Origin of the sequence: Paracandidimonas lactea, assembly GCF_021653995.1 — a bacterium.
Classification (GTDB): Bacteria; Pseudomonadota; Gammaproteobacteria; order Burkholderiales; family Burkholderiaceae_B; genus Allopusillimonas; species Allopusillimonas lactea.
On record NZ_JAJJOZ010000001.1, the window covers coordinates 761,209 to 773,731 of the forward strand.

14 protein-coding genes are annotated in these 12,523 nt (G+C 61.9%); 11 read left to right on the forward strand and 3 right to left on the reverse strand.

All coding sequences use genetic code 11. The features are described 5' to 3' along the window. Nucleotides 1-31: 31 nt before the first annotated feature. Together sodB and xseA are read right to left on the reverse strand one after the other, a co-directional pair. Complete coding sequence (gene sodB, locus LOL23_RS03520) at nt 32-610, reverse strand: superoxide dismutase [Fe] (RefSeq protein ID WP_160981762.1); 579 nt, start codon at nt 608-610, stop codon at nt 32-34. 131 nt (nt 611-741) lie between these two features. Further along, nucleotides 742-2,106: an exodeoxyribonuclease VII large subunit gene (xseA, locus tag LOL23_RS03525; RefSeq protein WP_160981764.1), complete on the reverse strand. Its 1,365-nt coding sequence runs from the start codon at nt 2,104-2,106 to the stop codon at nt 742-744. Nucleotides 2,107-2,715: 609 nt separating this feature from the next. On the opposite strand from xseA, the gene LOL23_RS03530 reads away from it, so the two are divergent. The 11 genes from LOL23_RS03530 (at nt 2,716) to LOL23_RS03580 (ending at nt 11,604) form a co-directional block, all read left to right on the forward strand. Further along, entirely contained in the window at nt 2,716-3,324 is a 609-nt protein-coding gene (locus LOL23_RS03530; protein WP_160981766.1) for a MotA/TolQ/ExbB proton channel family protein, read from the forward strand. After that, a complete protein-coding gene (locus tag LOL23_RS03535; RefSeq protein WP_160981768.1) occupies nt 3,321-3,734 on the forward strand; it encodes an ExbD/TolR family protein in 414 nt (137 codons plus the stop codon). The genes LOL23_RS03530 and LOL23_RS03535 overlap by 4 nt, the downstream gene beginning before the upstream one ends. Next, on the forward strand, nt 3,731-4,780 hold the full coding sequence (lpxK, locus tag LOL23_RS03540; RefSeq protein ID WP_160981770.1) for a tetraacyldisaccharide 4'-kinase: 1,050 nt from the start codon (nt 3,731-3,733) through the stop codon (nt 4,778-4,780). The genes LOL23_RS03535 and lpxK overlap by 4 nt, the downstream gene beginning before the upstream one ends. A 54-nt stretch (nt 4,781-4,834) precedes the next feature. Continuing rightward, entirely contained in the window at nt 4,835-5,017 is a 183-nt protein-coding gene (locus LOL23_RS03545) for a Trm112 family protein (RefSeq protein WP_160981772.1), read from the forward strand. Beyond that, nucleotides 5,014-5,778, forward strand: coding sequence for a 3-deoxy-manno-octulosonate cytidylyltransferase (gene kdsB, locus LOL23_RS03550; RefSeq protein WP_160981774.1), 765 nt, complete (start codon nt 5,014-5,016; stop codon nt 5,776-5,778). Before LOL23_RS03545 ends, kdsB begins: the two co-directional genes overlap by 4 nt. Before the next feature lie 113 nt (nt 5,779-5,891). Then, nucleotides 5,892-6,548, forward strand: coding sequence for an adenylate kinase (gene adk, locus LOL23_RS03555; protein ID WP_160981776.1), 657 nt, complete (start codon nt 5,892-5,894; stop codon nt 6,546-6,548). 33 nt (nt 6,549-6,581) lie between these two features. Beyond that, nucleotides 6,582-7,340 (forward strand): 3-hydroxyacyl-CoA dehydrogenase, encoded by a 759-nt coding sequence (locus LOL23_RS03560; protein WP_160981778.1) that lies wholly within the window; start codon nt 6,582-6,584, stop codon nt 7,338-7,340. Nucleotides 7,341-7,361: 21 nt separating this feature from the next. Next, entirely contained in the window at nt 7,362-8,918 is a 1,557-nt protein-coding gene (gene murJ, locus LOL23_RS03565; protein ID WP_160981780.1) for a murein biosynthesis integral membrane protein MurJ, read from the forward strand. 54 nt (nt 8,919-8,972) lie between these two features. After that, nucleotides 8,973-9,236, forward strand: a complete 264-nt coding sequence (gene rpsT / locus LOL23_RS03570) for a 30S ribosomal protein S20 (RefSeq protein ID WP_160981782.1) — start codon at nt 8,973-8,975, stop codon at nt 9,234-9,236. Nucleotides 9,237-9,403: 167 nt separating this feature from the next. Then, the gene (locus tag LOL23_RS03575; protein ID WP_160981784.1) at nt 9,404-10,360 is read left to right on the forward strand and encodes a 2-hydroxyacid dehydrogenase; all 957 of its coding nucleotides are present in this window, start codon (nt 9,404-9,406) and stop codon (nt 10,358-10,360) included. A gap of 47 nt (nt 10,361-10,407) precedes the next feature. Continuing rightward, nucleotides 10,408-11,604 (forward strand): AI-2E family transporter, encoded by a 1,197-nt coding sequence (locus LOL23_RS03580; protein ID WP_160981786.1) that lies wholly within the window; start codon nt 10,408-10,410, stop codon nt 11,602-11,604. A gap of 14 nt (nt 11,605-11,618) precedes the next feature. On the opposite strand, the gene LOL23_RS03585 is transcribed toward LOL23_RS03580, so the two are convergent. Next, nucleotides 11,619-12,515 (reverse strand): LysR substrate-binding domain-containing protein, encoded by an 897-nt coding sequence (locus LOL23_RS03585; RefSeq protein ID WP_160981788.1) that lies wholly within the window; start codon nt 12,513-12,515, stop codon nt 11,619-11,621. Nucleotides 12,516-12,523 lie beyond the last annotated feature (8 nt).

The window sequence follows — 12,523 nt, forward strand, 5'->3', positions numbered from 1 at the left end:
CCTGGCCAACTGCCTCGCCCGCCAGCGAATATCAGCCCAGGTTCTGCTCGGCGAACGCCCAGTTCACAACTGCCCAGAAGCTTTCGAGGTATTTGGGACGGGCATTACGGTAGTCGATGTAGTAGGCGTGCTCCCAAACGTCGCACGTGAGGAGCGGCACATCAGCCGTGGTGAGCGGCGTCGCGGCATTGCTGGTGTTGACGATGTCAAGGGTGCCATCGGACTTCTTGACGAGCCAGGTCCAGCCAGAGCCGAAGTTGCCTGCGGCAGCAGTGTTGAAGGCCTGCTTGAAAGCGTCGACACTGCCCCACTTGGCTTTGATGCCTTCGAGCAGCTTGCCGCCAGGCTCGCCGCCGCCATTGGGCGACATACAGTTCCAGTAGAAGGTATGGTTCCAGACCTGGGCGGCGTTGTTGAAGATACCACCGCTGGACTTCTTGATGATGTCTTCGAGCGACGCGGAAGCGAACTCAGTGCCTTCGATCTGCTTGTTGAGATTGGTGACGTAAGCCTGATGGTGCTTGCCATAGTGATACTCGAGCGTCTCCTTGGAGATGGTGGGCGCCAGGGCGTCAAGGGCGTACGGAAGCTGGGGAAGCGTGAAAGCCATGTTGTAATTCCTTCTAAAAAACCACACAGAGTACCGAAAAGAGCGCACGGCGCCCGTCGCAGGCGCTCCGGCGCACGCCCAGACGGCGCGCCGCTGAAATAGCAGGCACGCGCCGCGACGCCGACCGTTGTTTACAACAGGCCGTGCGTCTGCAATACGCGCACCTGGAGTCCGCCCTGCCCGAGCTCAATGCCCAGTGGGTCGCCAATGTTCAAGTCTAACGCATTTTCAACAATCTTCCCGTCTGCCGTGCGAACGATCGCGTAGCCGCGGCCGAGTATATTGCGGGGATCCAGAGCCCGCAGTGTCTGGCTGGCGGCCTGCAAGCGCTGCCGGCGGCGTTCAAGCAATCGCAAAGCGGCGCTGTCAAGCGCCTTGGTCAGCCGGGCGATGTCAGCCGCGCGCAGTCGCGGTGTAGGCGCCGCCACCATCAAACGATTACGGACGGCCTCAAGGCGCGCCACGCGAGCCTGATGCGGATGGGCCGCGGCCCGCGCAAGGCGCTCCGCGAGCATGACCAGCCGCTCGCGCAGCTGCCGAACCCGCTCGCCCGGGGACACCAACATGGCGACCGCCCGGTCCAGCCGCAGCGACGCTCGCTCGAGCAGACGCACCTGGCGCATATCCAACGCCCGCACCACGGCGGAAAGCTGATCCAGGCACATCGCGCGGCTGCGGCAGCACAGTTCGGCCGCGGCGGTAGGCGTCGGTGCGCGCAGGTCGGCTACAAAATCCGCAATAGTGAAATCTGTTTCGTGGCCGACACCGCTGATGACGGGTATGGGGCTGGCGGCAATTAGCCGCGCCAGCCCTTCATCGTTGAAACTCCATAAGTCTTCCAAGCTGCCACCGCCGCGCACCAACAGCAAGATATCGACCTCCCCGCGCGTGATGGCTTGCTGCAGCGCTTGGCACAGTTGCCCCGCGGCCGCCATCCCCTGCACCGGCGCGGGATAGATGATGATCTGCACGTGCGGTGCGCGCCGCTGCAAGGCAGTCAGTACATCGCGCAGCGCCGCCGCGGCCAGTGACGTGACCACACCGACAACGCGCGGCATAGCGGGGATGGGGCGTTTGCGGGCCGGGTTGAACAGCCCCTCCCCCTCGAGCTTTGCCTTCAGCGCAAGAAATGCCTCGTGCAAATCGCCCAGGCCGGCTCGACGCATAGCCTCGACTTGCACCTGGTAATCACCCCGTGGCTCATACAGCGTAACTGTGACGCGAAACTCGAACTTTTCGCCCGCCCGCGGCACGAAGCCCACCGATTGCGCCCGCCCGCGAAACATAACCGCCCGCACGGCCGCGCCCTCGTCCTTGATGGAGAAATACCAGTGCCCTGACGCGGCCTGGGTGAAGTTCGAAATCTCGCCCTTCACCCAGATACGGTTGAACGTCCCTTGCAGCAGTTGGCCGACACGGCGGTTCAGTTGGGTGACGGTCCATACCTGAGGCGCTTCAGGCGCGGCGTTGGCATCGGAGAATCCGAAATCTGGCATGCTTCTTTCCACAGAAAATATAGGTCTGTCAAACCGCTGAAATATCAATGTAATTTTGATACATGATTAACATAAGCTTTAATAAAGCCATGCAACGTACTGTTATTTAAGGTTTTTTTTAAAATTAGAAAAGTGTCTCGAAATTAGCCACCGAACCTCTAGAGCCGATGAATTGGGCCGTTGCGGAAAGTTTTGCACAGAATTATCCACAGATTCTGTGGATACTGCCACGAGAGCAAGCATCTACGCCATTTTCTGACTGTTTGCCTCGCGATTGCACGCTTTTCAGCGCTAGTGCCCCGTCATCGTCTTAAGGGATCGGCGTTTTTCTTACCCAACACGGCGTAAGCCGCTGGTACAAATGGCTTAACACCAATACCCTAGGACCATAGCGCCTTTCGGCGAGATCCAGACATACGCTGCAACACTTATCCACTACATTCGCCGCTTCAGTCGGGTGATGACGCTTCGACTACGCTGGGATTTTAGTGCCTTGCATAGCCGCGCCTAAATATTCAATGTGCCCGCGCTGCCTGATACAGTCCGCGACGCGCCGCACAGCGGGTAAAATGCGCGCTTGTCCTATGGTTGCGTCGCTGGAGACATATTGTGCTGGAACTCATACAAGCGGCCGGCTGGCCGATCTGGCTGCTGGTGGCCACATCGGTGCTGGGGCTGGCGCTGGTCATCGAGCGTTTTCTTTCACTGCGCGCCGGCGTGGTGTTCCCTGCCCGCCTACCTGGCCAAGCCCTCGATATGCTGCGCCAAGGCCAAGTCAGCGTCGAGGCGCTCACTCGCCTTTCCGACCAGGCTCCGCTGGGCCATGTGCTGGCCGAGGTCTTGATGAACCGCGACGAAAACAACGCCTACCGGGTGGCAGCCGTTGAAGACGCCGGCAAAGACGTCGCCTACAGGCTCAACCGCTATCTGCCCGCTCTTGCCACCATCGCCGTGGTCGCACCACTGATGGGCCTGTTCGGCACCGTCGTTGGCATGATCGAGATTTTCGCCTCCTATACCCCCGAAGGCGGTGATCCCGCACAACTCGCCCGAGGCATATCCATAGCCCTGTACAACACAGGCTTCGGCATCATCATTGCCATTCCCGCGCTTATCTTCCACCGCTACTTCCGCTCGCGCGCCGACAATTTCCTGCATCGCATGGAGCGCGAAGCCAGCGCCCTGAACCGCATCATCAATCGCGGGGCCGGGCGATGAATTTCCGGCGCGGCATGCCCGGCGACGAGCCCGAGATCAACCTGATCCCGCTGATCGATGTGCTGCTGGTCATACTTATTTTCCTCGCCGCCACTACCTCATTCACACGCTATCGCCAGCTGCAACTGACGCTGCCCGAGGCGTCAGGCGAAATCGCCGCACCGAAGGCAATCAACCTGGCGATCAGCCAAGAAGGGCTGTATGCCCTAAATGGCCAACTGCTTTCGGGCAACGATCCAGCGCAGTTGACCGCTGCGCTGCGCGCCTCGGTAGCCGGTCAGGCCGATCCGGTACTGGTCATCAACGCCGATGAACGTGCCGCGCATGGCGCGGTGGTGCACGTCATGGAAGCCGCCCGGCTGGCAGGCATCGAGCAGGTGAATTTCGCCACCCAGCAGGGCACGCCATGAACCTGGGCGCGTCGCTGCAGGCGGCGCTGCACCGCGCCTGGCAGCACCGCGGCGCACTCAGCACCCTGCTTGCGCCTCTGGCCCTGCTTGCCCGCGCCGCGGCCACACGCAAGCAGCGCGCCTATGCATGCCATCCTGAGCGCGTCTTCCGTGCACCCGTGCCGGTCATCGTTGTGGGCAATATCTATGTTGGTGGCACGGGAAAAACGCCTGTCGTCCTGGCGGTGGTACAAGCCTTGTGCGAACAGGGCTGGACACCCGGCATTGTCAGCCGCGGCTATGGCGTGCGCATCGGGCCCAAGCCACGCACCGGCCAAGGTGCGCTGGATGCCGGCCAGTTTGGCGATGAACCCGCGCTTATTGCCGCCGCCAGCGGCGCGCCCATCGCTGTTCACCCAGACCGCCCCTGCGCCGTACGCGCATTGCTCGCCGCCTACCCGTGCGTGGATGTGGTCGTGTCCGACGATGGGCTGCAGCACTTGGCGCTGGCTCGAGATATCGAGATTGTGGTGCAGGATGCGCGCGGCGTGGGCAATGGGCGTATGTTGCCGGCCGGCCCTTTGCGCGAACCGGTTCAGCGCTTGGGTGATGTGGACGTGATCGTAAGCAATCTGGCCGCTGGCGACGCTCTCCCCGCCCTGCCGCCCACGCGGGCGCGCCATGTCATCATGCGGCTCGAGCCCACTGACGTCGAACACCTGCAAAGTGGGCGCCGCCTGCCTTGGAACGACTGGCTCATGCAATACGGCGGGGTACCCAGCGCAGCCGCGGCCGCCATCGGCAACCCGACCCGCTACTTTGCCATGCTGCGCCACGCGGGGCTGCAGATCGCGCAAACACTGGCATTGCCCGACCACTACGCCTACGACGGCGCCTCGCCCTTTGCCACGCTGGCGGCGCGGCAAATCCTCATCACCGCCAAAGATGCGGTCAAATGCCGACGCCTCCAAGACGATCGCCTCTGGGTGGTGCATGCGCGGCCGCGCTACGACCAACCGGGCTGGCTGCGCGATGTCGGCGCCGCCCTGGACGCCGCCAGGCGGTAAACTCTTACCTTCTCCCACCCGAATCCCGAATCTGAACATTAACCGGAGTCCCGCATGGAATCGCGTCTGCTAGAAATCCTGGTCTGCCCAGTGTGCAAAGGGCCGCTACAGCACGACCGCGAGCACAACGAGCTAATCTGCAAGGCGGAAAAATTGGCTTATCCCATCCGCGACGGCATCCCCGTCATGCTGCCGGCCGAAGCCCGCCCGCTGGATGCCGGAGCTGAAGCCAAATGAGCTTTATCGCGGTCATCCCCGCGCGCATGGCGTCCACGCGCCTGCCAGACAAGCCATTGGTGGACATTGCCGGCAAGCCGATGGTTGTGCGCACGGCGGAACGGGCGGCGCGCTCCGGAGCGCAGCGGGTGATCGTGGCCACCGACAACGAACACGTACTGCGGGCCGCCGCCAGCCACGGCATCGAAGCCCTGCTGACGCGTGCTGATCACCCCACCGGCACTGATCGCCTGGCCGAGGTGTGCGCGCATCTGGGCTTGGCCGCCGACGCCATTGTTGTCAATGTGCAGGGCGACGAACCACTGATCGACCCGGCCCATATCGACGAGGTTGCTTACACGCTGTCACAACGCCCCGAGGCCGCCATTGCCACCTGTGCAGCCCCTATCCAGGATGCCGCCACACTGTTCAACCCCAATGCGGTCAAAGCGGTGTGCGATCGTCAAGGCAGGGCACTTTATTTTTCTCGCGCCCCGATACCATGGGCGCGGGAGGCCCTTGCGGGCGGCGAGCGCGCTCTTGCGCCGGGCCTGCCCGCACTGCATCATATTGGTTTGTATGCCTATCGCGCCGGGTTTTTGTCGGTGTTTCCTTCCTTGCCGGTAGGCCCGCTCGAAACCTTCGAAAAGCTCGAGCAACTGCGCGCCCTCGAAAACGGGTATCACATCGTCGTGAACGTCACGGCCGCCTTGCCGGCGGCGGGGGTCGATACGGCCGAAGATCTCGAACGGGTACGCGCTGCCTACGCAAATCAGGTATAAAGCGCAATGCTCCCCGTCGGCGCGCACCGCATGACACTGCTGACCATGCAGGCATTGCTGCATTGCGGCATAATTCTGGCTTAAAAACAACATTACCTCAGGAGAAAACTCGCATGCGACTGATTCTGCTCGGTCCCCCCGGTGCGGGCAAAGGCACGCAAGCCGCCTTTATCGTCCAACAATACGGCATCCCCCAGATATCCACCGGCGACATGCTGCGCGCTGCAGTCAAGGCAGGCACGCCGCTCGGCCTCGAAGCCAAGAAGGTCATGGATGCGGGCGGCCTGGTTTCCGACGACATTATCATCGGTCTGGTCAAAGACCGGCTGCGTCAGCCCGATTGCCACAATGGCTATCTCTTCGACGGCTTCCCGCGTACCATCCCGCAGGCTGATGCGCTCAAGCAGGCCAGCATCCCGCTGGACTTCGTGATTGAAATCGCCGTCCCCGAAGACAACATCATCGAGCGGATGAGCGGCAGGCGTGTGCACCCCGCCAGCGGCCGCAGCTACCACATCACGTTCAACCCACCCAAGTCACCGGGTGTAGACGACCTCACGGGCGAACCGCTGGTACAGCGCGACGACGACCGTGAAGAAACCGTCCGCAACAGGCTGTCGGTCTATCGCGAGCAAACCCGCCCTCTGGTGGACTATTACTCGCAATGGGCCGCCTCCGGCAAGGCCGATTCGCCCGTCTATCGCCAAGTGTCTGGCCTGGGCTCGGTTGACGAAATCAAACAACGCATTTTCGACGCACTTCAGGGCTGAGCCAGTCGCACAAAACAGGGATTCGAGGCAAACATGGACTTCAAGGACAAGGTATTCATCGTCACTGGCGCAGCTTCAGGCCTGGGCGCCGGCACGGCGCGCATGTTGGTTGAAAACGGCGCCAAGGTCGTTCTGGCCGATCTGCAGGACGAAGCCGGCGAGCAACTCGCCGCCGAACTGGGGCAGGTCTACGTACACTGTGACGTCACCCAAGAGCCCGATGGCCAGGCCGCAGTCGCGGCTGCGCTCAAAATCGGCAAGCTCTACGGCCTGGTCAACTGCGCCGGCGTGGCACCCGCCTCGCGCACGGTTGGGCGCAATGGCCCGCATCCTCTCGATCTGTTCCAGAAAGTGGTAATGATCAATCTGGTCGGCACGTTCAATATGTGTCGGCTGGCCGCACAGGCCATGAGCGAGAACGAACCCTTGTCCACTGGCGAGCGCGGCGTGCTCATCAACACCGCGTCTGTGGCCGCCTTCGACGGCCAGATCGGCCAGGCGGCCTATGCCTCATCCAAGGCCGGCGTGGCCGGGATGACACTGCCGCTTGCACGCGACCTGTCCAAGCTGGGCATCCGCTGCGTCACCATCGCACCAGGCATTTTCGGCACCCCGATGGTATTCGGCATGCCACAAGAGGTTCAGGACAGCCTGGCCGCCAGCATCCCCTTCCCTTCGCGCCTGGGCCGCCCCGAAGACTACGCCAAACTTGTCCAAAGCATCGTCACCAACGATATGCTCAACGGCGAAACCATCCGCCTGGACGGCGCGATCCGGATGGCACCGAAGTAATCGCATCGTCTGCCACCCCTTATGAGTCTGTTCAGGTCAGCCGCAACGGTCAGCAGTTTTACCCTTGTTTCCCGCATTACCGGCCTGTTCCGGGACGTCCTCATCGCCAGCGCCTTCGGCGCCGGCCCACTGACCGACGCATTCTGGGTAGCCTTCCGCATCCCCAACCTACTGCGCCGCCTGTTTGCAGAAGGCGCTTTTTCGCAGGCCTTTGTGCCCATATTGGGTCAAGCGCGCGCCCAGCGCAGCCACGATCAAGTCCGTATTCTGCTCGACCGTGTGGCATTACTGCTGACAGCAGCGCTAATGCTGGTCACGCTGGCCGGCATCGCCGCCGCGCCATGGGTGGTAAGCGCCATGGCCAGCGGCCTGCGCACCGCGGGGCGGCAAGAAGCCTTCGATGCTGCCGTCTGGATGACGCGGCTCATGTTCCCTTACATTGTGTGCATGTCGCTGGTGGCTTTTGCCTCGGGCGTGCTCAATACCTGGAGCCGCTTTGCTGTGCCCGCCTTCACGCCGGTGCTGCTGAACCTATCGATGATAGGTGCGGCCTTGTTGCTGGTGGGCTATTTCGATGTGCCCATCTACGCACTGGGGGCCGGCGTCATGATCGGCGGCGTGGCCCAGCTTGCCGTGCAATGGGTCGCGCTGGCCCGCCTGGGCCTGCTGCCCCGCTACTCCCTCCGGCTTCGCCAAGCCTGGCAAGACGCCACGGTGCGCCGCATTATGCGACAAATGCTGCCCGCTATTCTGGGCGTGTCGGTCGCACAGATTTCCCTGCTCATCAACACCAATATCGCCACATGGCTTGCACCGGGCAGTGTCACCTGGCTGTCCTTCGCCGACCGGCTGATGGAATTCCCCACCGCCCTGCTGGGCGTCGCGTTGGGCACGGTACTGCTGCCCAGCCTGTCGGCGGCGCACGCCAAGCAAGACCACGATGGCTACAGCGCCCTGATGGATTGGGGCTTGCGGCTGGTGCTGCTGCTCGGCTTGCCTGCCGCACTCGGGCTTGCCCTGCTCTCCGACGGGCTGGTAGCCACACTGTTCAACTACGGCGCCTTCAATGGCCACGACGTCGCACAGACTCGTCTGGCGGTGTCAGCGTATTCGGCCGGGCTGCTGGGGCTGCTGGCCATCAAGATCCTGGCCCCGGGCTTTTATGCCAAACAGGATATTCGCACGCCAGTGAAAATCGCGCTGGGCGTGCTCATCCTCACACAACTGCTCAACGTTATCCTGGTCCCCTTGTTCGCACATGCGGGCCTGGCGCTGTCGATCGGCCTGGGCGCGAGCGTCAATGCACTGTGGCTGGTGGTGCTTCTGCGGCGTCGCGGCATATACAACCCGGGCACCGGTTGGGCCCGTTTCGGGCTGCGCATGCTGCCGGGCCTGTTCGCCATGGCAGCGATACTCTGGCTCGCGAGCGAGCGGGTAGATTGGGTTGCGTTGGGCGCGCAACCTGCCTTGCGTGTTGCCGCGCTGGCCGGGGTCATCGGTATTGCCGCACTGGCGTATTTTGCCCTGCTGGCCCTGTGCGGCTTTCGGCTGGCAGACTTTACAAGACGGCGTAAATAACCTAGAATAGCCGTCTTTGCCGAACCAAACCTTTACTTTACCGGATAACAAAGCATGGCCAATTCCGCCCAAGCACGCAAGCGCGCCCGCCAGTCGGTGCAGCGCAACAAGCATAACTCCAGCCTGCGCTCGATGCTGCGCACCTCGATCAAGCGCGTTCGCCAGGCTATCGCGGCCGGTGACAAAGCCGCCGCCGCCGAAGTATTCCAGAAAGCCACCAGCGTGATCGATCGCGTGGCCGACAAGAACATCATCCACAAAAACAAGGCCGCCCGCCACAAGAGCCGCCTTGCAGCCGCTGTCAAAGCGCTCGCCTGATCAGGCGCGCAGCGTGTAAAGCTCGGGTCGGCAAGCAGGGCCGGTAAGCCGGCAAAAAAGGACGCTTTCCAAGCGTCCTTTTTTTATGGCCGCGCTACTGAGGTATAGTTCAGGCTGGTACAACAAAAATACAAAACCAGCCCGGCTTCGGGATCGCAAGGCAGACAATGACACAACCCGCACTCTTCCAGCTTGTTTCCCTCAATCACCCCGAAACTGCACAACGGCTCTCCACCCATTTTTCCTTGATCGACGGTATATCGCCCGGCACGCGTGATGCTGTGATCGACGCCCACGGCGCCGACGTCAGTATTCTCGTGACCAGCGCCCTGTGCAGCACGCCCGCCGCGTTGATCGACCGTTTCCCCAATCTCGCGGCAATCTGCAGCTTTGGCGTAGGCTACGACTCCATCGACGTACGCCACGCACAGCGCAAGGGCATACAAGTCAGCAATACGCCAGATGTTCTCAATGATTGTGTGGCCGACGAAGCCCTGGGCCTGCTGCTGGCAACTGCCCGACGATTGAGCCATGCCGAGCGTTATGTACGCGCCGGCCTCTGGGGAAGCGGCACAACATTCCCCCTCGGTACGCGGGTCAGCGGCAAAAAGCTGGGCATTGTCGGCTTGGGCCGCATCGGCATGGCAATCGCCCGTCGTGCGGCGGGGTTCGATATGGAGATCCGCTATCACAACCGCACGCCGCGGGCCGATAGCATGTTCGCTTATGAGCCGACCTTGCGTGGTCTGGCCGAATGGGCCGATTTTCTCGTCGTCGCTACCGTAGGCGGCAATAGCACGCGCCATCTGATCGGCGCAGACATCATCGAAGCGTTGGGCCCACGCGGCATATTGATCAACATCTCGCGCGGCTCTGTGATTGACGAACCTGCGCTGGTGCGGGCACTGGAAAGCGGCAGCCTCGGCGGCGCCGGTCTTGATGTCTTTGCCAATGAACCCAAAGTGCCGGAAGCACTGAAGGCCCTGGACAACGTGGTACTGGTGCCGCACATTGGCAGCGCAACCGCCGAAACACGACGCGCAATGATGGAGCTGGTATTCAGCAATATCGACGCCTTTGCGACACAAGGGCGGGTGCTTACACCCGTTCCTACCTTGCCCTGACCCCGTCAAGGGGCCATTTGCCTCAACCTAAAACAGGATCCTGGGCAATGCATACGCCTGATACGCCTTCCGGGCCTGCGGGCCTGGCCGCAAATGCGGCGCACGACACAACGGGGGACGCCATCCCGCAGACGTTGCCTTTGCCAGAAACCACGGGTGCCGAGCGCCGCGAAATTGCGCTGATCCTCCTGGCCGCCGTGGCGGTGCTGTTCACCCTGCAATGGGCGCGTGATTTTTTTATACCTATTGTGTTCGGGATTCTGATCTCTTACACACTCAATCCCATTGTTTCCTGGCTGGAGAAGCGCCGTGTTCATCGCGCCGTGGGTAGCGCACTGGTCATGCTGGTGCTGCTCATATCCGCCGCCATGGTCAGCATGACAATCTACCGACAAGCGCAGTCGTTTGTGGACGAGTTGCCCTACATAACGTACAAGCTCACCAGCGCCGTCCGCGATGTGCGTGGCAACGAAATGAGTACGCTGGAGAAGCTGCAGCGGGTCGCGAACGAGCTCAAAGAAGCGACCAGCGCAGCCCCGGAAGACACCCCGCCTCCGGCCGACACACCTCCGGCAGTCGTGCTCAAGCAGCCTGATTTCAACCTGAACGAATGGCTATGGGCGGGCTCACTGGGCGCGGCATCATTCATCGGCCAGATGGTGATGGTGCTGTTTTTGGTGTTCTTCGCCTTGCTGTCGGGCGACACGTTCAAGCGCAAGCTGGTCAAACTGACCGGGCCATCGCTGTCGCGCAAGAAGATCACTGTGCAGATACTGGACGACATCAACACGTCTATCCAGAAGTACATGTTTATGCTGCTGGTTACCAACGTGCTGCTGGGCGTACTGCAATGGATGGCGCTGGCAGCCATTGGCCTGGACAACCCCGGCGCCTGGGCCATTGCCGCCGGCTTGCTGCACCTCATCCCCTATTTCGGGATCGTGGTCGCCGCCATCGGCACCGGCTTGGCCGCCTTCCTGCAGTTCGAATCCTTTTCGCTGATGCTCCTGGTCATGGCTGTTACGGTAGCGATCGCCTCACTGGTCGGCACCCTGGTCACCACCTGGATGACAGGCCGCATCGCGAGGATGAATACCACGGCCGTATTCGTAGCCCTGATCTTTGGCGGCTGGTTGTGGGGTGTATGGGGCATGCTGCTCTGCGTACCAGTGATCGTAGTGTGCAAAGTCATTGCCGAGCATATCGAGGGCTTGCAGTCCGTGGCCGAGCTGCTCGGTGACTAACCGCATCGGACGCATCAGGCCGCAGGTATGCGTTCGCCCAAAAAGTCCAGAAATGCTCGCACTGCGGGGAGCATGCCCCGCCGCGAGCTGAACACGGCATGCACAATGCCGGGCGACGTAGACCACTGTGGCAGGGGCTGCACCAATCGGCCGTCAGCGATTTCGCCGGTGCACATGTAATCGGGCAACAGGCCCAGGCCGACACCACCCAGGATGGCGTACTTCAACGTGAGCATGTCATCGGCCACGAAGCGAGGCCGATGATTGAGCATATACTGCGCGCCGTTGGGGCCGTGCAGCACCCATGTGGCCCGATCGTCGCGAACCGACATCGCCACCGAATCCATCAGCGTGAGATCACTGGGCTGACGTGGGCAGCCCTGCCGCGCAATGAGCGCCGGGGTCGCCACCAGCACCAGGTTGGACATATCCAGCCGTTTGACTACCAGGCTGCCGCTATCAGCCAATGAAGGACGCACGCGCAGCGCGACGTCTATGCCCTCTTCCACGACATCCACCGCGCGGTTGCTGACCACCATGCGTATCTGCACCAGTGGACAGCGTTCATAGAATTGCGCAATCAACGGCCCAATGACGGTTTGCACAAGAGTCACCGGGCAGGAAACACGAATAATGCCACGCGGCTCGGCTTGTATCTGCGCAACTGCGGCCGTCGCGGCCTGGGCTTCATCGCAGATAGCCTGGCAGTGGCGATGATACATTTCGCCCGCGGTCGTCAGCGACAGCTTGCGTGTCGTGCGCTGCAATAGCCGCACGCCCAGTTGCTCCTCCAGCACCGCGACACGACGCGAGAGCCGCGACTTGGGAATGCCCAACGCCCTGCCCGCAGCAGCAAAACTGCCCTGATTGACTACTTCGGCGAAGTACATCATGTCGTTCAAGTCTTGCATCAGCGCCT